At 73.1% G+C, this 22,321-nt stretch carries 22 protein-coding genes and 1 riboswitch; of the genes, 10 read left to right on the top strand and 12 right to left on the bottom strand.

What is annotated here, in order from left to right:
* Window positions 1–21: 21 nt before the first annotated feature.
* Window positions 22–1,017: a 2-hydroxyacid dehydrogenase gene (locus ACH5AO_RS15770; protein WP_398924828.1), complete on the top strand. Its 996-nt coding sequence runs from the start codon at window positions 22–24 to the stop codon at window positions 1,015–1,017.
* Here the strand turns inward: ACH5AO_RS15770 and ACH5AO_RS15775 are convergent.
* Together ACH5AO_RS15775 and ACH5AO_RS15780 are read right to left on the bottom strand one after the other, a co-directional pair.
* The gene (locus ACH5AO_RS15775; RefSeq protein ID WP_398924829.1) at window positions 969–2,849 is read right to left on the bottom strand and encodes an anthranilate synthase family protein; all 1,881 of its coding nucleotides are present in this window, start codon (window positions 2,847–2,849) and stop codon (window positions 969–971) included. The genes ACH5AO_RS15770 and ACH5AO_RS15775 overlap by 49 nt on opposite strands.
* A gap of 104 nt (window positions 2,850–2,953) precedes the next feature.
* Window positions 2,954–3,010 (bottom strand): trp operon leader peptide, encoded by a 57-nt coding sequence (locus tag ACH5AO_RS15780; protein ID WP_107062014.1) that lies wholly within the window; start codon window positions 3,008–3,010, stop codon window positions 2,954–2,956.
* Between the two features lie 147 nt (window positions 3,011–3,157).
* Here ACH5AO_RS15780 and ACH5AO_RS15785 point away from each other — a divergent pair, with 147 nt between their 5' ends.
* Together ACH5AO_RS15785 and ACH5AO_RS15790 are read left to right on the top strand one after the other, a co-directional pair.
* Window positions 3,158–4,513 carry a class II 3-deoxy-7-phosphoheptulonate synthase gene (locus tag ACH5AO_RS15785; RefSeq protein ID WP_398924830.1) on the top strand — a complete coding sequence of 452 codons (1,356 nt, stop codon included), beginning with the start codon at window positions 3,158–3,160 and terminating at the stop codon, window positions 4,511–4,513.
* Window positions 4,514–4,666: 153 nt separating this feature from the next.
* Complete coding sequence (locus ACH5AO_RS15790; RefSeq protein WP_398924831.1) at window positions 4,667–4,903, top strand: bacterioferritin-associated ferredoxin; 237 nt, start codon at window positions 4,667–4,669, stop codon at window positions 4,901–4,903.
* Window positions 4,904–4,911: 8 nt separating this feature from the next.
* Here the strand turns inward: ACH5AO_RS15790 and bfr are convergent, their stop codons facing one another.
* The gene (gene bfr, locus ACH5AO_RS15795) at window positions 4,912–5,430 is read right to left on the bottom strand and encodes a bacterioferritin (RefSeq protein ID WP_398924832.1); all 519 of its coding nucleotides are present in this window, start codon (window positions 5,428–5,430) and stop codon (window positions 4,912–4,914) included.
* Window positions 5,431–5,615: 185 nt separating this feature from the next.
* Here bfr and ACH5AO_RS15800 point away from each other — a divergent pair, with 185 nt between their 5' ends.
* On the top strand, window positions 5,616–6,263 hold the full coding sequence (locus ACH5AO_RS15800) for a sulfite oxidase-like oxidoreductase (protein WP_398924833.1): 648 nt from the start codon (window positions 5,616–5,618) through the stop codon (window positions 6,261–6,263).
* 12 nt (window positions 6,264–6,275) lie between these two features.
* Here ACH5AO_RS15800 and ACH5AO_RS15805 read toward each other — a convergent pair whose 3' ends face one another.
* The 5 genes from ACH5AO_RS15805 to thiO form a co-directional block, all read right to left on the bottom strand.
* On the bottom strand, window positions 6,276–7,154 hold the full coding sequence (locus tag ACH5AO_RS15805; RefSeq protein ID WP_398924834.1) for a deoxyribonuclease IV: 879 nt from the start codon (window positions 7,152–7,154) through the stop codon (window positions 6,276–6,278).
* A 34-nt stretch (window positions 7,155–7,188) separates the two neighbouring features.
* Window positions 7,189–9,114 carry a Stk1 family PASTA domain-containing Ser/Thr kinase gene (pknB, locus tag ACH5AO_RS15810; RefSeq protein ID WP_398924835.1) on the bottom strand — a complete coding sequence of 642 codons (1,926 nt, stop codon included), beginning with the start codon at window positions 9,112–9,114 and terminating at the stop codon, window positions 7,189–7,191.
* 188 nt (window positions 9,115–9,302) lie between these two features.
* On the bottom strand, window positions 9,303–10,100 hold the full coding sequence (locus ACH5AO_RS15815) for a thiazole synthase (protein WP_398924836.1): 798 nt from the start codon (window positions 10,098–10,100) through the stop codon (window positions 9,303–9,305).
* A 2-nt stretch (window positions 10,101–10,102) separates the two neighbouring features.
* Window positions 10,103–10,303, bottom strand: coding sequence for a sulfur carrier protein ThiS (gene thiS, locus ACH5AO_RS15820; protein WP_398924837.1), 201 nt, complete (start codon window positions 10,301–10,303; stop codon window positions 10,103–10,105).
* Window positions 10,300–11,466, bottom strand: a complete 1,167-nt coding sequence (gene thiO, locus ACH5AO_RS15825; protein WP_398924838.1) for a glycine oxidase ThiO — start codon at window positions 11,464–11,466, stop codon at window positions 10,300–10,302. Before thiO ends, thiS begins: the two co-directional genes overlap by 4 nt.
* A riboswitch (TPP riboswitch) is annotated at window positions 11,464–11,575 on the bottom strand. (Overlaps the previous gene by 3 nt.)
* A gap of 37 nt (window positions 11,576–11,612) precedes the next feature.
* Between thiO and ACH5AO_RS15830 the strand changes: the two genes are divergently transcribed.
* From ACH5AO_RS15830 to ACH5AO_RS15855, 6 genes are all read left to right on the top strand, one after another.
* Window positions 11,613–11,972, top strand: a complete 360-nt coding sequence (locus ACH5AO_RS15830) for a hypothetical protein (RefSeq protein ID WP_398924839.1) — start codon at window positions 11,613–11,615, stop codon at window positions 11,970–11,972.
* 9 nt (window positions 11,973–11,981) lie between these two features.
* Window positions 11,982–13,223: an NAD(P)/FAD-dependent oxidoreductase gene (locus tag ACH5AO_RS15835; protein ID WP_398924840.1), complete on the top strand. Its 1,242-nt coding sequence runs from the start codon at window positions 11,982–11,984 to the stop codon at window positions 13,221–13,223.
* A 77-nt stretch (window positions 13,224–13,300) separates the two neighbouring features.
* On the top strand, window positions 13,301–13,666 hold the full coding sequence (locus ACH5AO_RS15840; RefSeq protein WP_073936587.1) for an Rv2175c family DNA-binding protein: 366 nt from the start codon (window positions 13,301–13,303) through the stop codon (window positions 13,664–13,666).
* Between the two features lie 398 nt (window positions 13,667–14,064).
* The gene (thiE, locus tag ACH5AO_RS15845) at window positions 14,065–14,730 is read left to right on the top strand and encodes a thiamine phosphate synthase (RefSeq protein ID WP_398924841.1); all 666 of its coding nucleotides are present in this window, start codon (window positions 14,065–14,067) and stop codon (window positions 14,728–14,730) included.
* 107 nt (window positions 14,731–14,837) lie between these two features.
* Window positions 14,838–15,761: a methylenetetrahydrofolate reductase [NAD(P)H] gene (gene metF, locus ACH5AO_RS15850; protein ID WP_398924842.1), complete on the top strand. Its 924-nt coding sequence runs from the start codon at window positions 14,838–14,840 to the stop codon at window positions 15,759–15,761.
* 56 nt (window positions 15,762–15,817) lie between these two features.
* Entirely contained in the window at window positions 15,818–16,771 is a 954-nt protein-coding gene (locus tag ACH5AO_RS15855) for a hypothetical protein (RefSeq protein WP_398924843.1), read from the top strand.
* 6 nt (window positions 16,772–16,777) lie between these two features.
* On the opposite strand, the gene ACH5AO_RS15860 is transcribed toward ACH5AO_RS15855, so the two are convergent.
* The 4 genes from ACH5AO_RS15860 to ACH5AO_RS15875 all read right to left on the bottom strand — a co-directional run bounded on the left by ACH5AO_RS15860 (window position 16,778) and on the right by ACH5AO_RS15875 (window position 22,156).
* Window positions 16,778–18,274 carry a phytoene desaturase family protein gene (locus ACH5AO_RS15860; RefSeq protein WP_398924845.1) on the bottom strand — a complete coding sequence of 499 codons (1,497 nt, stop codon included), beginning with the start codon at window positions 18,272–18,274 and terminating at the stop codon, window positions 16,778–16,780.
* 405 nt (window positions 18,275–18,679) lie between these two features.
* Window positions 18,680–19,309 carry a TetR/AcrR family transcriptional regulator gene (locus ACH5AO_RS15865; protein ID WP_398924847.1) on the bottom strand — a complete coding sequence of 210 codons (630 nt, stop codon included), beginning with the start codon at window positions 19,307–19,309 and terminating at the stop codon, window positions 18,680–18,682.
* Window positions 19,310–19,344: 35 nt separating this feature from the next.
* Entirely contained in the window at window positions 19,345–21,429 is a 2,085-nt protein-coding gene (locus ACH5AO_RS15870; RefSeq protein WP_398924849.1) for a YhgE/Pip family protein, read from the bottom strand.
* Window positions 21,401–22,156 (bottom strand): ATP-binding cassette domain-containing protein, encoded by a 756-nt coding sequence (locus tag ACH5AO_RS15875; protein WP_398924851.1) that lies wholly within the window; start codon window positions 22,154–22,156, stop codon window positions 21,401–21,403. The genes ACH5AO_RS15870 and ACH5AO_RS15875 overlap by 29 nt, the downstream gene beginning before the upstream one ends.
* Window positions 22,157–22,321 lie beyond the last annotated feature (165 nt).

The following is a 22,321-nucleotide window of genomic DNA, read 5'->3' on the forward strand; positions in this document are numbered from 1 at the left end:
GCACCACCCCTGGAGGGAACCGTGGAGATCCTGGCGTTCGGAGTGCAGGCCGACGAGAAGCCGCTGATCGAGCGGGCCTTCGCGGGCCACCACGAGGTGCGCGGCCTCGACGTCTTCCTCAACGCGGACACCGCCCCCATCGCCGCGGGCCACGAGATCATCTCCACCAGCGTCAACTGCGACCTCGGCGCCGAGGTGCTCTCCGGCCTCGCGGCCGGCGGCACCCGGATGGTCGCCCAGCGCTCCACCGGCTTCAACAACATCGACCTGGAGGTCGCCGAACGGCTCGGCCTGACGGTCGCCCGGGTGTCGTCCTACTCGCCGTACTCGGTCGCCGAGTTCGCCTGGACCCTCGCCATGGCCGTCAACCGCCGGATCGTCCGCGCCTCCACCCGCACCCGCGACTTCGACTTCCGGCTCGACGGACTGATGGGCCGCGACCTGCACGGCCGCACCGCCGGGATCCTCGGCACCGGGAAGATCGGCGAGGCGTTCGCCCGGATCGCCCACGGCTTCGGCATGCGGCTGCTCGGCTGGGACGTCACCGAGAACCCCGCCTGCCTGGACCTCGGCATGACCTACGTCCCCAAGGAGCGGCTCCTCGCCGAGTCCGACCTGATCAGCCTGCACCTCCCGCTGCTGCCCGCCACCCGGCACATCGTCGACGCCGACGCCCTGAAGACGATGCGGGACGACGCGATCCTGGTGAACTCCAGCCGGGGCGGCCTCGTCGACACCGCGGCCCTCGTCACCGAACTGCGCGCCGGCCGCTTCACGGGCGTCGGCCTGGACGTGTACGAGGCGGAGGCGGGACTGTTCTTCCTCGACAAGTCCCTGGAGGCCGTCGACGACGACACCCTGGCCCGCCTCGTCACGTTCCCGAACGTCCTGGTCACCTCCCACCAGGCGTACTACACCGCGGACGCCGTCGGACAGATCGTCCGGACCACGGTGGACAACGTCCTCGACTACAGCGCCGGCCGCCGCTCCGAGAACGTCCTGGTGCCCCGGAGCTGACCCACCAGCTCACGGACGATCGCCGCGCCGTTCAGGGTCAGCACCGACTCGGGGTGGAACTGCACCCCGGCGAAACCCTCCCCGCGCAGCGCGTGCACCTCGCCGCCGGCGGCACGGCTCACCTCGACGCCGTGCGCGGCCAGCTCCCGCGCGGTGTCGTCGTCGCAGCGCGCCACGAAACTGTTGTAGAAGCCGACCGTCTCCGGCCGCCCGAACAGGTCGATCTCCGTCTGCGCCCCCTGGTACGGCACCTCCTTGCGCACGATCTCCAGGCCCAGCTCGGCCGCGACCAGCTCGTGGCCGAGGCAGACCCCGAGGACGCCGTGCCGCTTCCCCCGGATGACGTCGGCGGTCAGCGCGCGCAGGAACCGCATCTTCGGGTCGGCCGTGTCGGACGGGTCGCCCGGCCCGGGGCCCAGCACCAGCGGCCCCTCGTGCCCGAGCACCGCCTCCCGCAGCCCCGGCTCGTCGTAGCGCCGCACGGTCACGTCCAGCCCGGCGGCCCGCAGCACGTGGGCGAGCATCGCGGTGAAGGTGTCCTCCCCGTCGACGACCAGGGCGTGCCCGGTCAGCGCGTCCGACCGCTCCCGCATCCGCAGCCAGAACGGGGCCAGCGAGGCCCGGCGCCCGTCCAGCGCCGCCCGCACCCGGGGGTCGTCGGCCAGCCTCGGCCGTACGGACTCCTCGCGCGGGCGTCCCGGACGCGCCCCCAGCGCGGCCAGCACCCCGGCCGCCTTGGCGTGGGTCTCCGCGACCTCGCCCGCCGGGTCGGAGCCGCGCACCAGCGTGGCCCCGACCGGCACCCGCAGCCGCCCGGCCGCGTCGACGTCGGCGGTGCGGATGAGGATGGGGGAGTCCAGGGTCTGGGCGCCGCCCTCGTCGCGGCCGATGAGCGCCAGCGCGCCCGCGTAGTAACCGCGCCCGCCGGTCTCGTGCCGCTCGATCACCCGGCAGGCGTTCTGCACCGGCGACCCGGTGACGGTCGCCGCGAACATGGTCTCCTTCAGCACCTCGCGCACATCCAGCGAGGACCGGCCGCGCAGCTCGTACTCGGTGTGCGCGAGGTGCGCCATCTCCTTCAGCCGGGGCCCCACCACGACCCCGCCCATGTCGCCGACGGTGCACATCATCTTGAGCTCCTCGTCGACGACCATCGACAGCTCCTCGATCTCCTTGCCGTCGGCGAGGAACTCCAGCAGGTGCTCGGGGGTCGGCCCTCCGGCGGGGTAGCGGTAGGTGCCGCTGATCGGGTTCATCACGACCGTCCCGCCGGACGCCCGGACGTGCACCTCGGGGCTGGCCCCGACCAGGGTCCTGTCCCCGGTGTGGACGACGAACGTCCAGTACGCGCCCCGCTCGCCCTCGAGGAGCCGCCGGAACAGCGCCAGCGCGTCGGCCCGTCCGAACCCGGGGATCTCGCCCTCGTACGTCCGCCGGATCACGAAGTTGGCGCCCTCGCCCCGCCCGATCTCCTCGTCCAGGACCCGCCCGACGATCCGCGCGTACTCCTCGTCGCCGACGTCGAAGCCGCCGCCCTCCACCCGGACGTCGTGCGCGGGGAGCCGGTCGAGGGCCTCGGCGAGCGGGATCGCGTACCGCTCCTCGGGCGTCAGCACCAGCAGCGGGGTGCCGTCGTCGCGGACCTCGAAGCCGCGCTCGCGGATCTGCCGGAAGGGGACGACCGCCAGGCACGCGTCGGGCAGGTCGGCCAGGCGGTCACGGGTGCCCACCGGTCCGACCAGCAGCTCGACCACGCCGTGGTCGTGGCCCGGCGTGCGGCGGCGCAGCAGGGCGAAGGGGCGGTCGTCGTGCGGGAGCTGTGCCAGGTCCATGGGGTGTCCCTCGTCTCGTCGCTGTCATGAGCGTGAGGAACGACCCCGGGAAACACCGAAGGCCGCCCCTCGGGCGGCCTTCGCGAAGTCTTGCGTACGCGCAGTCAGTGGGCCGCCGGAGAAGCGGGCCACCACCAGTTCTGGGTCGAGTGCGCGAACATGGCAGGCACGCTACACGATGTGGCGCGTGACGTGTGCGGTTCCGCGTCGTTGCACGTGGTGTGCCCCCGCCGGGCGGAGGAGCGGCCCCCGTCTCATTTGTTGAGCGCCGGGATGGACGGCCGGTGCGACCGCGTAGTGTGGGGCGTGTGACCGTGAACGCTGATTCTCAAAGCGTCGCCGCTCAGGCGACCTGGCGAAACCTGCCTGCGGCGCAGCAGCCCGAGTACCCGGATGCCGAGGCTCTGCGCGATGTGATCGCCGAGCTCGAAACGTATCCCCCGCTGGTGTTCGCCGGCGAGTGCGACCAGCTGCGCGCGCGTATGGCGGCCGTCGCGCGAGGTGAGGCGTTTCTGCTCCAGGGCGGTGACTGTGCCGAGTCCTTCGACGCGGTGTCCGCCGAGCACATCCGGGCGAAGGTGAAGACCCTCCTCCAGATGGGCGCCGTCCTCACGTACGCCGCCTCCGTGCCCGTGGTGAAGGTCGGGCGGATCGCCGGCCAGTACTCCAAGCCGCGCTCCAAGCCGACCGAGACCCGCGACGGCGTGACGCTGCCGACCTACCGGGGCGACTCCGTCAACGGCTTCGACTTCACCGAAGAGGCCCGCATCCCGGACCCCGAGCGGCTGAAGCGCATGTACCACGCGTCGGCGTCCACGCTGAACCTGGTGCGCGCCTTCACCACCGGCGGCTACGCCGACCTGCGCCAGGTGCACGCCTGGAACCAGGACTTCGTGAAGTCCTCCCCCTCCGGCCAGCGCTACGAGCAGCTCGCCCGGGAGATCGACAACGCGCTGAACTTCATGCGGGCCTGCGGCACCGACCCGGAGGAGTTCAGGACCGTCGAGTTCTTCTCCTCGCACGAGGCGCTGCTGCTCGACTACGAGTCCGCCCTCACCCGTGTCGACTCGCGCACCGGGCAGCTGTACGACGTCTCCGGGCACATGGTGTGGATCGGTGAGCGCACCCGGCAGATGGACCACGCGCACATCGAGTTCGCCTCGCGGATCCGCAACCCGATCGGCGTCAAGCTCGGCCCGAGCACCACGGCCGAGGAGGCGCTGCAGTACATCGAGCGCCTCGACCCCGAGCGTGAGCCCGGCCGGCTGACCTTCATCGTCCGGATGGGCGCGGACAAGATCCGCGACGAGCTCCCCGAGCTGGTCGAGAAGGTCACCGCGTCCGGCGCCACCGTGGCCTGGGTGACCGACCCGATGCACGGCAACACCTTCGAGGCGGCCTCCGGTCACAAGACCCGCCGCTTCGACGACGTGCTCGACGAGGTCAAGGGCTTCTTCGAGGTCCACAAGGGGCTCGGCACCCACCCGGGCGGCATCCACGTGGAGCTCACCGGCGACGACGTCACCGAGTGCGTGGGCGGCGGCGACGAGATCTTCGTCGACGACCTGCACCAGCGTTACGAGACGGCCTGCGACCCGCGGCTCAACCGCAGCCAGTCGCTGGACCTGGCCTTCCTCGTCGCGGAGATGTACCGCGACCAGTAGCCGGCGCGGCCGGTGACACCGGCGAAGGGGTGGGGCGTGTATCACACAGGATCGCGCCCCGCCCCGCTTTTGTGCCCTTCGGGCGACAGGTAAGGTTAGGTTAGCCTCACCGATCAAGGGTCGGGACGGCTCGACCCAGTACCCTCCCGGGAGGTGAACCGCGTGTTCGTCTGCAGTTGCTTCGGTGTGACCGAGGAACAGGTGAGGAGTCACGCGGACGCCGGAGCGTGCACGCCCCGGCAGATCGCCTCCGCCTGCAAGGCCGGCACCGACTGCGGCGGCTGCGTGCGGCGCATCCAGGCACTGCTCGGCCGCGGCTCCTGCCCGCGCCGGCAGCTCGTCGACCAGGGCGAGCCGCCGCTCGCGGCGAAGGTCCCGGAAGCCGCGTAGGACCTGCCCTAGTGGGTCGAGAAGCCGCTCGTCCCCGGGCCCGACGAGTCGGGCTGGGACTGCTCGACGACCGTCGACAGGTACAGTGACTCGCCCAGTTTCTCGATCAGGTCCAGCTGGGTGTCCAGGTAGTCGATGTGGTGCTCCTCGTCGGCCAGGATCGCCTCGAAGACGTTGGCCGACGTGATGTCGCCCTTGGTGCGCATGACCTCCACCCCGCGGCGCAGCCGGTCGATCGCCTCGAGTTCGACCTCCCGGTCCGCCTGGAACATCTCGGTCACGGTCTGCCCGACCCGGACGTGGAACAGCCGCTGGTAGTTCGGCAGGCCGTCGAGCAGCAGGATGCGGTCGGTGAGCACCTCGGCGTGACGCATCTCGTCGAAGGACTCGGCGCGCGTGTACTCGGCGAGTTTCGTCCAGCCCTTGTGGTCCTGCAGCTTCGAGTGCAGGAAGTACTGGTTGATCGCCGTGAGCTCGGCGGTCAGCTGCTCGTTCAGGAATTCGATGACCTCGGGGTCGCCCTGCATCGCATGGGCTCCTTCCGCGCGGGGGGAACTGGCGGGTTGGAGCGCATGATTGCACCGGCGGAGAAGATCGTCCAGTAAGTATGGACTTAGTAAGTAAGTACATGCTCAGTCACCTTTGTTCCTGTTTGACCGAATCTGTCGGGCCCGGTTCGGGGGCATCGCCACCGGTCTGTCAGGATGGGGACATGGGTCAGCCGGCGGAACACGAACCGAGGGAGCGCGGATCAGGAGGGGCGGCGCGGTTCGAGCTCCCGCCGGGGCAGCGGCTGCAGAAGGGCTGGCCGGTCACGCACTACGGGCCGGTCCCCAAGTTCCGGCCCGAACGCTGGGAGTTCCGGGTCTTCGGCGCCACCGCCGACGGTGCGAAGCACCGCTGGAACCACGAGGAGTTCACGGCCCTGCCGTACACCACCGTCGAGGCCGACCTGCACTGCGTCACCAAGTTCAGCATGGTCGGCGCCGAGTGGGGCGGGATCCCGGCGCGCACCGTCATGGACATCGCCCCGCCCGCGCCGGACGTCACCCATGTGATGGTCTGGGCGGAGTACGGATTCAGCTCCAACCTCCGGCTGGCCGACTTCACCTCCGAGCGCACCCTCTTCGCCACCCATAAGGACGGCGAGCTGCTCACCGCCGAGCACGGCTTCCCGCTGCGGCTGATCGTCCCCCACCTGTACGCCTGGAAGGGCCCCAAATGGGTCCGCGGCGTGGAGTACATGACCGCCGACCGCCGGGGCTTCTGGGAGGAGCGCGGCTACCACAACATCGGCGACCCCTGGCAGGAGCAGCGCTACTCCTACCAGGAGGGGCCCGGGGACGGCCCCGAGATCTGACCCGGCGGCCCTTCAGGCGTCCCGCAGCTTCTTCAGCCGCTCCACGTCCGCGGCGTGCCCCTCCTTGCCGCCGGGCGTCTCGATGACCAGCGGTACGCCCTCGGTCGCCGGATGCGTCATCAGCGCCCGGAACGGGTCCTCGCCGATGTGTCCGGCGCCGATGTTCGCGTGCCGGTCCTTGTGGGCGCCGACCACATCCAGGGAGTCGTTGGCGTGGATCAGCTTCAGTCGGCCCTCACCGACCGTGTCCACCAGCAGGTCCAGCGTCCGGTGCATCCCGCTCGGCCCGGTCAGGTCGTGGCCGGCCGCGAAGATGTGGCAGGTGTCCAGGCAGACGCCAAGCTTCGGGTGGGCGTCCAGCGCCTCGAAATACGGTCCGAAGTCCCAGGTCCGTGAGCACAGCGAGGCGCCCTGGCCGGCCGTCGACTCCAGCAGCAGGAACGGGTCGTCGTCATGGGTGAGCTCGTCGAGCAGCGGCAGCATGTGCTCCCGTACCTGCCTCAGCGCCACCGACCGCTCCCGGCCGCCCGTGGCGCTGCCCGTGTGCACCACCACGCCCAGCGCGCCGATCTCCCGGCCGCGCCGCAGCGAGTGCCGCAGTGACTCCACGGACCGCTCGACGGTCGCCTCGGTGTGGGACCCGAAGTTGATCAGATACGGGGCGTGCACGTACGCCGGGATCGAGCCGTCCGCGCAGGCCGCGCGGAACGCCTCGTCCTGCCGGGGGTTGCCGGCCGGGGTGGCCCAGCCGCGCGGATTGGCGACGAAGACCTGCACCGTCTCGGCGTTCAGCGCACGGGCGTAGGACAGGCCGACGGAGTGCAGGCCGCCGGCCACGGGCACATGGCCGCCGACCGGGTTGCGGGCGGGGCCGGACAGGTGACTCTTCACCCGTCAAGGGTGCCACGCGCGCCGGCCCCGTCGGTCAGCGGATCTCGATGGTGATCGTCGAGCCTTTGGGCGCGGTGTCCCCGCCGTCCACGGACTGGCCCTTGACGGTGTCGCCGAAGAGTCCGAGCAGCCCGCGGTCCTCCTCCACGTCGAACCCGGCGCCCTCCAGCTTCTCCTTGGCCTCGCCCACGCTGTCGCCGACCACGTCCGGCACCTCGATCATCTCCGGGCCCTTGGACAGCGTCAGCGTCACGGTGTCGCCCTCGGCGGCCTGCCGGCCGGCGCCGGGGGTCTGCCGGGCCACCTGCCCGGCGTCGTGCTCGGAGTTGACCCGCTCGTCGGCGATTTTCACCTTGAGGCCGGCCTCCTCCAGCTCCGCGCGGGCGTCCTCCGCGTCGCCGCCGGTCACGTCCGGCACGTCCACCGGACTGCCCTTGCTCACGGTCAGCGCCACCGCGGAGCCCGCGCGGACCTCGGTGCCCTTGCCCGGCTCCGTGGAGATCACCGAGCCCCGGTCCACGGTGTCGCTGAAATCCCGGGCGACCATGCCCGGCTCCAGACCCTCGTCCTTCAGCAGGTCCCGCGCCTTGTCCAGCCGGTAGCCGTCGAGATCGGGCACCCGCACGGTCTGCGGACCCTTGGAGAGGGTCAGCGACACCGAGTCGTTGCCGCGGATGCGGGCGCCCGCCTTCGGGTCGGTGCTGATCACCGTGCCCCGCTCCACGGTGTCGCTGTACGCCTCCTCCACCTGGCCGGCCTCCAGCCCGGCGTCCGACAGCCGGTCCCTGGCCTCCTGCTCGGTCTTCCCCAGCAGCGGCGGGACCTTGGTGAACTGGCCGGAGTTGATGTACCAGATGCCCGTGCCGACCCCGAGGACCAGCAGTACGGCCACGACGATCGCCGCCGGACCACGCCGCAGCGCCGTCCGGCGCCGGGGCGGCAGGGGCGGCGGGGACCGGAACCGGCTGGTGCGGTGCACGGGGTCCACGGCCTCGTCCTCGTTGACGGGCAGCGGGCGGGGCACCGTCAGGGAGCGCGGGATGACGCTCGTACGGTCCTCCGCGTTGTCGTGCTCCGACGCCAGGGCCTGCGGCGGCACCGCGTCGAGCTGCTCGTCGGTGAGCCGGCCGCGCCCCGCGCGGACCTGCGCGAGCAGCGCCACCGCGTCGTGCGGGCGGACCTCGGGGTTGCGGGCGGTCGCCGACGCGACCAGCTCGTCCAGCTCGTACGCCATGCCGGGCACGGTGGCCGACGGGGCCGGCACGTCGTCGTGCAGGTGCTTGTAGAGCACGATCGCCGGTGAGTCGCCGTCGTGCGGCTTCTCGCCGGTCAGCATCTCGTAGAACAGGATGCCGCAGGCATAGACGTCCACGCGGGGGTCGGCGACGCCGTTCTCGATCTGCTCCGGGGCCAGGTACGAGACCGTGCCCAGCACGGTGCCCGTGGTGTTCGTCACCGAGTCCACGGCGCGCACCAGCCCGAAGTCGGCGACCTTGACCCGGCCGTCGTCCCCGATCAGCACGTTCTCGGGCTTCATGTCGCGGTGCACGAACCCGGCCCGGTGCGCGGCGCCGAGCGCGGCCAGCACCGGCTCCAGGATGTCCAGCGCGGCGCGCGGCTGGAGCGCCCCGCGCTCGCGCAGCACGTCGCGCAGGGTGCAGCCGGCGACGTACTCCATCGCCAGGTAGACGTACGCCCCGTCGGTTCCCTGGTCGAAGACCTGCACCACGTTGGGGTGGGCCAGCCGGGCGACCGACTTCGCCTCGCGGATGAACCGCTCGACGAACGAGCCGTCGGCCGCGAGGGAGGGGTGCATCACCTTGAGCGCGAGGATGCGGTCCAGACGGGTGTCCACGGCCCGGTAGACCGTGGCCATCCCGCCGACCGCGATCCGCGCCTCGACGCGATACCGGCCGTCGAGCACCTGCCCGACCAGAGGGTCCTGAAGGGTCGTGTCCACGCAGTGAGTCTACGAGCCCCCACCGACACCCCTCGCCGCCTCGCCCCTCGTTGAAGCGGACCTGTGACGTGCGTACCGCCGCAGCTGCGGGCAATCGTGCCGCTGGGGCGGCACGGGTGGGCGCAGCGGCACCCGGCAAGCGCCGGCAAGCGAAACCCACCCCCGCCCAGCCCCAGCGAACGCCACCGTCAGAACGCCGGCCGCTCCGGATCCAGCACAGCCAAGCCCTCCGCAGGAGACGACGCCTCCGCGGCGAACCACCGCCGTGGAATCCGCCCCGCCAGCCGAGCCAGCCGCCCCGCCTCCACCGCCCCCCGCATCGCGGAAGCCATCAGCACCGGCTCCTGCGCCCGGGTCACGGCGGACGCCAGCATCACCCCCGCGCACCCCAGCTCCATCGCCAGCGCCACATCGGACGCCGTCCCCGCCCCCGCGTCCAGGATCACCGGCACCCCCGCCCGCTCCACGATCAACTCGAAGTTGTGCGGGTTGCGGATCCCCAGCCCCGACCCGATCGGCGACCCCAGCGGCATGACCGCCGCACACCCCACGTCCTCCAGCTTCCGCGCCAGCACCGGATCGTCGTTCGTGTACGGCAGCACCGTGAACCCGTCGTCGACCAGCGTCTCCGCCGCGTCCAGCAGTTCGACCGGGTCCGGCAGCAGGGTCCGCTCGTCGGCGATGACCTCCAGCTTGACCAGGTCCGTGCCGAGCGCCTCCCGCGCGAGGCGCGCGGTGAGCACCGCCTCCCCGGCGGTGAAGCACCCCGCCGTGTTCGGCAGCACCCGGATGTCCAGCCTCTCCAGCACCGACAGCACGGATCCGTGCACCGAGGGGTCCACGCGCCGCATCGCGACGGTCGTCAGCTCCGTCCCGGACGCCACCAGCGCCCGCTCCAGCACATCGAGGCTCGGCGCCCCGCCGGTACCCATGATCAGGCGGGACGTGAAGGACGTACCGCCGAGGAGGAACGGATCGTCGGCCATGGTCAGCCTCCCTGGACGGCGGTCAGGACTTCCACGCGGTCACCCTCGTTGAGGGGCGTGGTGGGCCACTGCGCGCGCGGGACGACGGTTTCGTTGAGGGCGGCGGCCACCCCCGAGGGCGCCGTGGTGAGCGACTTCACGACGAGGTCGAGAGCCGTGCCGGGCGCGAACTCCCTGCGCTCCCCGTTGACCGAGACGTTCATGCGGGCTGCTCCGTGCGGACGGCGGCGCCGAAGCGCCGGGGGGTGAACGGGCGGGCCACCTCCGGCAGGGTGCCGGTGGTCAGGACCTCCGCCATGACGTCGCCGGTGACCGGCGTCAGCAGGACGCCGTTGCGATAGTGGCCGGTGGCGAGCAGCAGCCCCTCGAGCTCCGTCGGGCCGAGCAGCGGCGCGTTGTCGGGGGAGCCGGGGCGCAGTCCGGCCCGGGTCTCGGTCAGCGGCAGCTCGGTGATGCCGGGGACCAGCTCGTGGGCGTCGCGCAGCAGCTCGTACACGCCGCCCGCGGTCACCGTCGTGTCCCAGCCCATCTCCTCGCTGGTCGCCCCGATCACCAGCTCGCCGTTGTCGCGCGGCACCAGGTAGACGTGGCTGCCGCGCACCACGGCCCGCACGGTCCGGTTCAGGAAGGGACCGTGCCGCGTGGGCATCGTCAGCCGTACGACCTGCCCCTTCACGGGGCGCACCGGCGGCAGCACCTCCTCGGGGACGCCCGCGAGCCGCCCGCTGAGGCTGCCCGCGGCGAGCACCACCTGCCCGGCGCCCAGCTCGGTGCCGTCGGCCGTGACCACGCCCGTCGCGCGGTCCCCCGCGACGACGAGCCGCTCGGCCCACGCGTGGTGGACGGTCACCCCCGCGCGTTCGCAGGCAGTGACCAGCGCGGCCGCCAGCCGCCGGGGGTCGATCTGGTGGTCGCCGTCCACCCGCAGGCCGCCGCGCACCCCCGGCGCGAGCATCGGCTCCAGGCGCCGGCAGTCCCGCCCGGACAGCCACTGCGAGTCCAGCCCCGACCGCTGCTGCAGGGCGTGCAGTTCCCGCAGGTGGGCGCGGTCGTCGGCGTCCAGTGCCACGGCGAGCGTGCCGCACGCGCGGTAGCCGAGGTCGTGGCCGGTCAGCTCGGTCAGCTCGGCCGCGAAGCCGGGATAGCGCCGCGCGGAGGCGAGGTTCAGACCGAGCAGGGTCTCCTCGCCGTAGTGCAGTTCCGTGACGGCGGCCAGCATCCCGGCGGCCACCCCGGCGGCTCCGCCGCCCGGCTCGGGGTCCACCACGGCCGTGGCGAGGCCGCGCTGCGCGGCCCGCCAGGCCGTGACCAGACCGATGATTCCGCCCCCGACGACGAGGACGTCTGAGGTGCGCGTGGGCGACATGGGCGTCCAGCCCCTCCCTTCGCCGGCATGACCCGGATCAGGTTCGTACGGTCGGAGGCCGCAAGCCTCCCTCTCAGCCCGGTGCGTCCGGGCTCCCGCGAGTGCTTGTACGTTGGTCACCCTAACGCTTGTAAAGGAGCCTCCGCGTGGCACCATCGCTCGACGGACTCGTCCTCGCCCCCGTGGCCGACCAGGCCCCCGGCCAGGTCGGCACCCGCACCCGGTTCGTCTACCACGAGCGGGGCGGCGAGATCTGGGCCGAGTACGCGGGCGGCGACGTCGTGCGCGGGCACCTGGTGGGCACCCGCGCGGGAGACCGGCTGGACTTCCGGTACGTGCAGCTGAAGCGGGACGGCACCACCTCCTCGGGGCACTGCGTGTCGACGGTCGTGGAGCTGCCCGACGGGCGGGTACGGCTGGAGGAGAGCTGGGAGTGGGAGTCGCAGCCGGGCAGCGGGACGAGCGTGGTGGAGCAGCTCGGCGATGATGCGGCGTCAGGTGTCTGAGGTGATCGGGTGAGCGAGCAGACCCAGGGACCGGGACGGTCCGAGCCGCGGCGGGTGGTGGTGGCGGGCGCGGGCATGGCCGGCGTGCAGACCGCCCTCGCCCTGCGGGAGCAGGGCTTCACCGGCGCCGTGACCCTGATCGGCGCGGAACCCCACCAGCCGTACGACAGGCCGCCGTTGTCCAAGGCGGTACTGCTCGGCAAGGCCGAGGACTCCGCCTTCGACGTCGACTTCGAGGACGCCGGCGTCGAACTGCGGCTCGGCTGCGAGGTGCTCGGCCTGCGGCCCGGCGACCACGAACTGGACACGGAGGCCGGGCCCGTCCCGTACGACGTCCTGGTGGTCGCCACCGGCGCGGAACCGGTCCGGCTGCCGGGCGCGGAGGGCGTGCCCGGCGTGCACCTGCTGCGCACCCTGGACGACGCCGCGCGGCTGCGGCCGGTGCTCGCGCGGCAGCACGACGTCGTGGTGGTCGGCGCCGGCTGGATCGGCGCGGAGTTCGCCACGGCGGCCCGCGAGGCGGGCTGCGCGGTCACCGTCGTGGAGGCCGAGGAACGGACGCTCACCGGGGTGCTGCCCGCCGAGGTGGCCGCTCCGATGGCCGCCTGGTACGCGGAGGCCGGCGTCACGCTGCGCACGCACGCGCGCGTGGAGCGCGTCGAGCCCGGCACCGTGGTCCTGGACGACGGTACGCGGCTGCCCGCGGGCGCCGTGGTCGTCGGCATCGGGGCCCGGCCCGCCACCTCCTGGCTGGCGGGTTCCGGGATCGAGCTCGGGACGCACGGGGAGGTCGTCGCCGACCGTCATCTGGCGACCTCCCTGCCGGACGTGTACGCGGTCGGCGACTGCGCGTCCTTCCCGTCCGGGCGCTACGGCGAGCGCCTCCTGGTCCACCACTGGGACAACGCCCTCCAGGGGCCGCGCACGGTCGCCGTGAACATCCTCGGCGCGGCCACCGGCCGGGAGCCGGTGGTCTACGACCCGGTGCCGTACTTCTGGTCCGAGCAGTTCGGGCGCTTCGTGCAGTACGCGGGGCACCACGCGGACACCGACCGGACGGTGTGGCGCGGGGACCCCGCCGAGGCGGCGTGGAGCGTCTGCTGGCTGCGGGGGTCCCGCCTGGTCGCGCTGCTGACGGTGGGACGGCCCCGGGACCTGACGCAGGGGCGCAGGCTGATCGAGGCGGGCACGGCGATGGACGCGGAGGCGCTGGCGGACCCGGCGCGGCCCCTGAAGTCGGCGACGGCGTGACACTCCCGGACCGGCGCGTCCGCCCAGGTGGGCGGGGCTGACTTCCGACTGTCGGTGGCAGATGGCAGGCTTGTCCCGTGACCGAGATTGACGCAAAGATCGATGCTCTCGTCCCCGCCTGGCTCACCCTCCCCGACATCGCCGAGATGCTCGGCGTCGAGGTGACGCGCGTCCGGCAGCTGGTCAAGGAGGGCCAGCTCATCGCCGTGCGCCGGGGTGAGAACCGCGCGCTGCACGTGCCCGCCGCCTTCATCGACGGGGACAAGGTCGTCAAGGGCCTGACCGGGACCCTGACGCTCCTGCGGGACGACGGCTTCACGGACGAAGAGATGCTGGAGTGGCTCTTCACCCCCGACCCCTCCCTGCCGGGCACCCCCGCCCAGGCGCTCAGCGAGAACCGCGGCACGGAGGTGAAGCGCCGGGCCCAGGCGCTCGCGGTCTGACCCGGCCCTGACCGTCCACGATCCGGACACCGCCGGCCGGGGCGTCGAGCCCCGGCCGCGGGAACCCGCGCCGGTACGGAGCCCGGGGCGGGCGGCGGGCCGGCCGCGTGACGTGGGGACGGGCTCGCGTCCGCAAGGAGGCGTTCGCCGGGCCGCGACCACCGGGATTCCGGCCGGAGGTGTTCCCACGCACCGGGGTTCCCGCGCACCGGAGGCGGGCGGCCCGCGGTGTCCGAGGCGGTGCGGTGGCCCGTGAGGGGCGTCTCGCGGTCGTCGGCGCGGCGGCATAGGGTCCGTTGCGGTGCGCGCTCCGCCGGCCCGTGACGGCCGGAGTGCCCGCCCACGCCATACCGGGCCCGCCGGGTCCGTACGCCGCCGACACCCTGGGGGACCCTCCTGTGACCGCCACCGCTCGCGCCCGGCTCGCCGACGCCCTGCTCTACCTGTGCACCGACGCCCGCAGGCGGCAGGGCGACCTCCCGGAGTTCCTGGACGCGGTCCTGGCCGGCGGGGTCGACATCGTGCAGCTACGGGACAAGGGCATGGAGGCCGGCGAGGAGCTGGAGCACCTGGCGGTCCTCGCCGACGCCTGCGCCCGGCACGGCAAGCTGCTCGCGGTCAACGACCGCGCGGACGTCGCCCACGCCGCCGGCGCCGACGTCCTCCACCTCGGCCAGGGCGACCTGCCCGTCCCCGCCGCCCGCGCCATCCTCGGCGACGGCGTCCTGATCGGCCGCTCCACCCACGCCGAGTCCGAGGCCGCCGCGGCGGCCGTCCAGCCCGGCGTGGACTACTTCTGCACCGGCCCCTGCTGGCCCACCCCCACCAAGCCCGGCCGCCACGCCCCCGGCCTCGGCCTGGTCCGGTACACCGCCGCCCTGGGCACCGAGCGCCCCTGGTTCGCCATCGGCGGCATCGACCTCGGCAACCTCGACGAGGTGCTGGACGCCGGCGCCCGCCGGGTCGTCGTCGTACGGGCCGTCACCGAGGCGGACGACCCGGGCGCGGCGGCGGCCGAGTTCGCGAAGCGGCTGCGGCAGGCGGCGCCCGTGAACGCCGGATGACCCCCGCACGTCTCAGGACTGTCCAAGGGGTGGACAACAAGTCGGCATTCCAGACAAATGTCCCGCATCCGGTTGGGGGACCGCCGCCCCCTGGCTAACCTGCCGGTATGGCCCTCGGAACAGCATCCACCAGGACTGACCGCGCACGCACCGTGCGCGACATGCTCGCCGCCGGCAAGACGACGTTCTCGTTCGAGTTCTCGGCACCGAAGACCCCCAAGGGTGAGCGGAACCTGTGGAGCGCGCTGCGCAGGGTCGAGGCGGTCGCCCCGGACTTCGTCTCCGTGACCTACGGCGCGGGTGGCTCCACGCGCGCGGGCACGGTCAAGGAGACCCAGCAGATCGTCGCCGACACCACCCTCACCCCGGTCGCCCACCTCACCGCGGTCGACCACTCCGTCGCCGAACTGCGCAACATCATCGGCCAGTACGCCGACGCCGGGATCCGCAACATGCTCGCCGTGCGCGGCGACCCGCCCGGCGACCCGATGGGCGACTGGGTGCCGCACCCGCAGGGGCTGACCTACGCGGCCGAACTCGTCCGGCTCATCAAGGAGTCGGGCGACTTCTGCGTCGGTGTCGCCGCCTTCCCGGAGATGCACCCGCGGTCGGCCGACTGGGACACCGACGTCGCCCGCTTCGTCGACAAGTGCCGGGCCGGGGCCGACTACGCGATCACCCAGATGTTCTTCCGGCCCGAGTCCTATCTGCGGCTGCGTGACCGAGTCCACGCGGCGGGCTGCACGACCCCGGTGATCCCCGAAGTCATGCCGGTGACCAGCGTGAAGATGCTGGAGAGATTGCCAAAGCTCAGTAACGCCGCGTTCCCGGAGGCCCTCAAAGAGCGGATCCTCGCAGCGAAGGACGATCCGGCGGCGGTACGCTCCATCGGTATCGAGTTCGCCACGGAGTTCTGTGCCCGGCTGCTGGCCGAGGGAGTGCCCGGACTGCACTTCATCACGCTCAACAACTCCACGGCGACCCTGGAAATCTACGAGAACCTGGGCCTGCACCACCCACCGCGGGCCTAGACCGGTCGCACTCATATACGACACACTGAGTAGCGACCACTGGGAGAGGGGCGTACATGGGCTGGACGGTCCTCTACATCGCGTTCGGCATCGTCGCGCTGTGGTTGCTCGGTGAGGTACTGCTGCAGTACAAGGCGCGCCTGCGCTGGCGGCTGCTCGCCTTCGGCGGCTTCCTCGGTGTCGTGCTCGGTGTACTGATCCCGTCCGTGGTCGTCATCGGGCTGGGCGCCGCGGCCTTCGCGGTCGGCCAGACCTACGTGACGCTGTCGTTCCGCCGCGGTTTCGCGGCCGGCTGGGCGGTCAACGCGCCGGTGCTGGCCGCCGTCAAGGGCCGCCGCGGCGACCGCGGACGCCAGGAGCCGACCCTGGAGGTCTCCGACCTGGAGACGCCCGGCGCCGGTCACGGAGACGAGGGCGACGGCCACCACGACCGGCCCGGCCACGCGGACGACGACTACGACCGCGACGACGTGTTCACCCCCGCCGCCCGCCCCGGCCAGCCGGCGGCCGACGGGGCCACCGCCGTCTACGAGCCGCAGCCCATGCCCGACGACACCGGCTCCTACGGCGTCTACGGCGACACCGGGTACGCGGCCCCGTCCCAGGACCAGTACGCGGCGGCCGCCCAGGGCGCCGACCCCAACTACGCCTACGACTACTCCGGTTACGGCCAGCAGCAGGGCTACGACACCACGGGCCAGCAGCAGTACGCGGCCTACTCCGACCCGTACACCGGCGACCCGGCCTACGGGAACACCTCGTACGACACCGGCTACGCCGACCCCCAGCAGTACCCCCAGCAGCAGGACTACGGCCAGGACCCGTACGCCCAGCAGGGCTACGGCGGCGAGACCCCGGCCGGTGGCCTGTGGGTCCCGCAGCAGCGCACCGCCGACGACCCGTACGGCGGTGAACTCCCGCCCGAGCAGCAGCAGTACCCGTACCAGGGCGACGGGCAGACGCACGGCAACGGCGGCGGCACCGGGTACGACGAGCAGTACCGCTACTGAGCGCGCTCACTGCGACCCGCGGAACTCCGGCCCCTCCACGATCAGTCCGGCCACCAGCGCCCCCGACATCCCGGCGTGCGGAAGCCCGCCGCCGGGGTGGGACCAGCCGCCGGCCGTGAACAGTCCCGCCAACGCGGTGCCGTTGGCCGGGTGCAGCAGCCGTCCGTCCGCCGCGGCCAGCGCCGGCACCGGCACCGCACCGCCCTCCGCGCCGGTCTCCCCGGCGATGTCGGCCGGGGTGCGCACCTCGTGCCACAGCAGCCGGTCGCGCAGGCCGGGCACGGCACGCTCGGCGACGGCGATCAGACGCTCGGCGTACGAGTCCCGGGCCCCCTCGGTCCCGGCGGGCACCACCGACGTCACCGTGACCGCCTCGTGGCCGGCGTCCGGGACCAGCGCCGGGTCGTCCGGCCGCAGCACCGTGACCGTGGGCCGCGGGGGCAGGTCCCCGGAGGCACCGGACAGCGACGCCAGTTCGGCCTCCCGGTCCTCCGCGTGCACGACCGTGCGGTGCGGGGTCCCCTCCGGGCGCCCGCCCCGCAGCGCCAGCGCCACCGTCACCCGGCTCGCCGTCCCCCGCCGGGCCGGGACCTCGCCGGCACCGCGCACCGGCGTCCCCCGGCTCAGCCGGTCCAGCACCCCGGGGGCCACCCCGGCGACCACGAGGTCCGCCTCCGTGACGGTGCCGTCGGCGAGCTCCAGCCCCGCCGCCCGGCCGTCCTCCTCCAGGATCCCGGCGGCCTCCGCGCCGAAGCGGAACTCCACCCGGCGGGCCAGGCACCGCTCGTACACCGCCCGCGCCAGCTCCCGCATGCCACCGCGCACGTACCACATGCCGAAGGCGTGCTCCATGTACGGCAGCACCGCGGCGCTCGCCGGGGTGGAGCGGGGGTCGAGGCCGTACGCCAGGGCGTGGCCCTCCAGCAGCGCGATCAGCCGGGGATCACGCAGCTCCCACGCCCCGACCTCCGCGAGCGTGCCCGCCGTGCGCGTGCGCAGGAACTTCCTGTGCGGGACCGCCGGATACGGCTCACGCTCGGCCAGCACCCGCCAGTTGGGCCACAGCGGCTCCTCCAGCAGCGGCCGGCGCGACCGGTCCCAGGCCTCCCGGGCCCGCACCAGGAAGTCCCCCCAGCGTCGGGCCGCGTCCGCCCCGAGGCTCTCCTCCAGCGCGGAGACGACGCCCGCGCGGGAGGCGTTCGGCAGCGACACGCGCGTACCGTCCGCGAACACGTGGTGCGACGACGGGTCGACCTGGACCAGTTCGACGCACTCCTCCAGCGGCTCCCTGCCGGTCTTCACGAACAGGTCCCGGTAGACCGCCGGAAGCGGGAGCAGTCCGGGCCCGGTGTCGAAGGCGAACCCGCCCCGCTCGAGTCGGCGCAGCGCGCCGCCGTACGTCTCCGTCCGCTCGTACACCGTCACCCGGTGGCCCGCGACGGCCAGCCGGGCGGCGGCCGCCATCGCGCCCATCCCGGCGCCGATCACCGCAATCCGTGCCATGCCAGGGACTTTATCCGCCACCGCCGGCAGTCCGTCCCGAGTACCCGCGCCCCCGTCCCGGGCCCCAGTCGGCGGCGCCGGGCCGTGGGCACGCGTGCGCGGCCCTGAGTACCCGTACCTAGCCGCCGAGTTGAGTACGCGCGCGGATGGGGGCCGGCCCCCGGGAACGGGAGAGTGGAGACCACGGAGAGGGGCCCCGCCCCGGAACCGGCGACACGGGGCGCCGGAACGGTACGGGCCCGCGATCCGCTCCTTCCGCCGGAACCGTCGGCGGGAGCGAGGCACGGGGGAACCCGTGGGACGACCGCACGGGGGAACGTACGGGGGAGCAGGGAAGGCGCCGGTCCGACGGTGGCCCGCGGGGGACGCGGCCACCCCGGGCCGGCGCCTTCGTCCGTCCCGGACTCAGCGGCGGCCGCTGACCCGCCCCTGCAGCAGCCGGGACAGGGCGGAGTGCACGTCGTCCAGGGAACGCTCCGGCTGGAAGGACTTCCAGTCCAGCGCTGCCACCAGCACCATGCCGACCAGCGCCGCCGCCGTCAGCGGGACGTCGATCTCGTCGCTGAACTCGCCGTTCGCCACGCCCTCGCGCAGCACGCCCTCGACCACCGCCACGGCCTGCTGCCGCACCACCATCAGCGTGGACTGCCAGGCCCGGTTGGTGCGCCACAGCTCGGCCACGTACAGCTGGGTGAAGGCCGGGTAGCGGTCGATGAAGACGAGCCCCGCGCGGATCATCGCGTCCAGGGCGTCGACCCCGCCGCCGCCCTCCGCGGCCGTCCGCTCGGCCGCCTCCCGCAGCGAGGCGGTCAGCAGACCGACCCCGTGTCGCAGCAGCTCCTCGAAGAGGACCGACTTGCTCGCGAAGTTGTAGTAGACCGTGCCCTTCGCGACCCCCGCCCGCTCGGCGATCTCGTCCACGGTGGTGGCGGAGAAGCCTTGCTCGGCGATGAGGGTGACGGCCGCCTCGTAGAGCTTCTGCCGGGTGGCCTCGCGGCGGGCACTGCCGCCCGGCGTGGTGCTGCTGCGTTCCATGGCCCTGATTCTCACAGGAGCACCGGCGCGCCCGTTCAAAGGCTCAGCTCGGGGTGGAGGCGGTCCACCGTCCACACCTGGCGGCGGCGGGCCGACAGCGCGGTCAGCGCGAGGGCGCCCGCGGTGAAGGCCGCGAGCACGGCGCACGCCTGCCACACCGGTGTGAGCCCGCCGCCCGTGATGAGCCGCCGCAGCGCCCCGACGACATGGCTCATCGGCAGGAACGGGTGCAGCGCGTTGAAGAAGCCGGGGCTGGTCTGCACGGGGTACGTGCCGCCCGCCGAGGTCAGCTGGAGCATCAGCAGCGCGAGGACGAGGATCCGGCCGGCCGCGCCGAAGCGCGCGTTCAGCCACTGCACGATCGCCGCGAAGCACGCCGTCACCAGGAACAGGAAGCCCACCGTCCCGGCCGCCCGCGCCATCCGCAGCCCGAGCGCCCAGTGCAGCACCGACATCAGCGCCAGCGTCTGCAGCACCCCGATCGCCACCACCGGCAGCCAGCCCGCCAGCGCGATCCGCCAGGCGGAGGCGCCCGCCGCGAGCGCGCGCCGGTTCATCGGCGCGATCAGCATGTACGCCACCATCGCGCCCACCCACAGCGACAGCGGGATGAAGTACGGGGCGAAGCCGGTGCCGTAGTCGGGCGCCTTGTGCGGGTCGTGGGAGACGAGCCGGACCGGGTCGGCCATCACCTCGGTGCGCCGGTCGCGGTCCCGCTCGTCGTAGTCGGGGATCCTCCCGGCGCCGTCGTGCAGGCCGCCGGCGAGTTCGCCGGAGCCGTCGACGAGCTTGTGGAGGCCGCCGTTCAGGTCGTCCGCGCCCGTTTTCAGCTCGCCTACGCCCTCGTCCAGGTCCGTGGCGCCGGTCTCGGCGGTGCCGAGTCCCTTGTTCAGCTTCTTCGCGCCGGCGGCGACCTTGCCGGCCCCGGCGTCGAGCTCGTTGATCCTGGTGACGGCGTCGTCGAGGTCCTCGGAGAGGTGCGGGGCGCGGTCGGCGAGCGTCCGGGCCTGCTTCTCCAGGGCGGCGAGGCGGGTGTCGAGCTTCTTCAGGTCGTCGCGGTGGCCGGTGACCAGGGCGCCGGTGTCGGCGGCGACGTCCGCCGCCGTGGCCGCCGCGTTCCTGGCCTTCTCCAGGTCCGGGCAGGCGGCGTCGGGCAGGACGGGGTCCTCGCAGCGTGCCTTGTGGATGCCGTCCATGGTCTCGGACGCCGCGCGGGTGTCCTTCACGGCGGCCGGCGCCTCCTCCTCGAGGGTGTCGAGGTCCTCACGGAGCTTTCCGGCCGAGTCGGCGACGAACCGCGCGGTGTCGCCGATGGTCTTCTCGTTGTCCTTCAGGAACGGGCCCGCTTCGGCGTCGACCGCGTTCACCTTGTCGGCGAGTCTCCGCGTGCCGTCCGCGACCTTCTTCGAGCCGTCCTCCAGGTCACCGGCGCCCTCGTGGAGGTCTTTCAGCCCCTTGGAGAGCTTCCGGCTGCCCTTGCGGGCGTCCGCCAGGCCGTCGGAAAGGTCCTCGGAGCCCTTCTCCGCCTTCCCGATGCCGCCGCTCAGCTCGTCGGCCCCCTCGGCCGCCTTCACGGTCTCGCCGTGGATGTCCGAGAACGAGACGAAGATCCGGTCCAGGAAGGAGCGCGAGGCCTTCGTGGACGCGGCCCGGCGCACCTCGCCGAAGACCGTCCGGGAGATCTGCCCGACGATGTAGTTGTTGGCGTCGTTCGTGCGCACCCGGAGGGCGCCCGCCTCGGGGGAGCCGCCCGAACCGGAGGCGATGCGGCGGCTGAGGTCGGCGGGCAGGGTCAGCGACAGGTAGTACGTGCCGTCCTCGACGCCCCGCCGGGCCTCGGCCGCGCTCACCTCCCGCCAGTCGAAGGTGCCGCTGTCGAGCAGCCCCTCGGCGATGTCGTCGCCCGCGGTGATCCGCTTCCCGCCGGCGCGCGCCCCCTCGTCGTCGTTCACCAGCGCCACCGGGATCCGGTCCAGCCTGCCGTACGGGTCCCAGAACGACCACAGGTACAGGGCGCCGTACAGCAGCGGCAGCACCAGCAGGGCGACCAGGGCCGCGCGCGGCAGCCTGCCCCGGCCGAAGCGCCGCAGTTCAAGAGCGGCCAGTCGCGGTGATCGCACCGGCGGTCTCCTTCCCGTCGTCGAGGCGGCCGGTCCCCGTGCGGACGGGCGTCGCGTCGGGCGGTGCCTCGCCGCACACGGCCAGCACGGTGGTGCCGGCGCCGGCGATGGACCGCAGCAGGGCCCAGACCGTGTCCCGTTCGGCGGGCGACAGCTTCAGGTCGGCGTCGTCCACACCGAGAAGGCGGGGGCGCCCCAGCAGCGCCAGCGCGAGCGACAGCCGCAGCGCCTCCACCCGCTCCAGGTCCCGTACGGCGGTCCGCGCGCCCTTGGGCAGGGCCGCGAGGTCGAGTCCGGCGCTGGTGAGGGCCGTGTCGACGAGGCGCCGCTCCTCGGCGGCCCGCGCGGTGCGCGGACGTGGCGGCCGGAGGAACGGCGAGTCGCCGAAACGGCGTCGCAGCAGGTTCTGTTCGCGCAGGTGTTCGCCGACGGTGAGGGCGGGGTCGAGGTCGGTGACGCCGCCGACGTGGGCGAGGGCGCTGGCCCGGCGGACCGCGGACATCCGCCGGGGCAGTTCCAGCCCGCCCACGCTGGCCAGGCCCTCCGTGGGCCGCATCCGGCCGGTGAGGGCGAGCAGCAGGCAGGTGCGGCCCGACCCGGACGGCCCCTCCACCGCGATCAGCGAACCGGGCTCCGCGTCGGCCGAGACCCCGCGGAACACCCACCCCCGGGGCCCCTTCAGACCGAAGTCGCGGGCCGTGACGGCGAATCCGGACGGACCGTCCACCGCATCCCCCTGTTTTTGAACTGACTGGTCAGTTCAAAAACTAACGCGAACAGTCGATCGAAGCAAAAGCCCAGGTCAGAACGGATTGTCAGTGGCATACCTCACGATGTGTACATACGGCACCTCTTGGGAGGGGAGCCGTCACCAAGACGACAGGAGGTTCGT

Source organism: Streptomyces sp. NPDC018964 (assembly GCF_044390325.1).
Lineage (GTDB): Bacteria > Actinomycetota > Actinomycetes > Streptomycetales > Streptomycetaceae > Streptomyces.

Excerpts from the sequence above, each read along its gene's own strand:
- ACH5AO_RS15775 (WP_398924829.1), bottom strand. The coding sequence starts at position 2,849 with ATGGACCTGGCACAGCTCCCGCACGACGACCGCCCCTTCGCCCTGCTG.
- bfr (WP_398924832.1), bottom strand. The coding sequence starts at position 5,430 with ATGCAGGGCGACCCCGAGGTCATCGAATTCCTGAACGAGCAGCTGACC.
- ACH5AO_RS15800 (WP_398924833.1), top strand. The coding sequence starts at position 5,616 with ATGGGTCAGCCGGCGGAACACGAACCGAGGGAGCGCGGATCAGGAGGG.
- ACH5AO_RS15815 (WP_398924836.1), bottom strand. The coding sequence starts at position 10,100 with ATGGCCGACGATCCGTTCCTCCTCGGCGGTACGTCCTTCACGTCCCGC.
- thiS (WP_398924837.1), bottom strand. The coding sequence starts at position 10,303 with ATGAACGTCTCGGTCAACGGGGAGCGCAGGGAGTTCGCGCCCGGCACG.
- thiO (WP_398924838.1), bottom strand. The coding sequence starts at position 11,466 with ATGTCGCCCACGCGCACCTCAGACGTCCTCGTCGTCGGGGGCGGAATC.
- metF (WP_398924842.1), top strand. The coding sequence starts at position 14,838 with ATGGCCCTCGGAACAGCATCCACCAGGACTGACCGCGCACGCACCGTG.
- ACH5AO_RS15855 (WP_398924843.1), top strand. The coding sequence starts at position 15,818 with ATGGGCTGGACGGTCCTCTACATCGCGTTCGGCATCGTCGCGCTGTGG.
- ACH5AO_RS15860 (WP_398924845.1), bottom strand. The coding sequence starts at position 18,274 with ATGGCACGGATTGCGGTGATCGGCGCCGGGATGGGCGCGATGGCGGCC.
- ACH5AO_RS15865 (WP_398924847.1), bottom strand. The coding sequence starts at position 19,309 with ATGGAACGCAGCAGCACCACGCCGGGCGGCAGTGCCCGCCGCGAGGCC.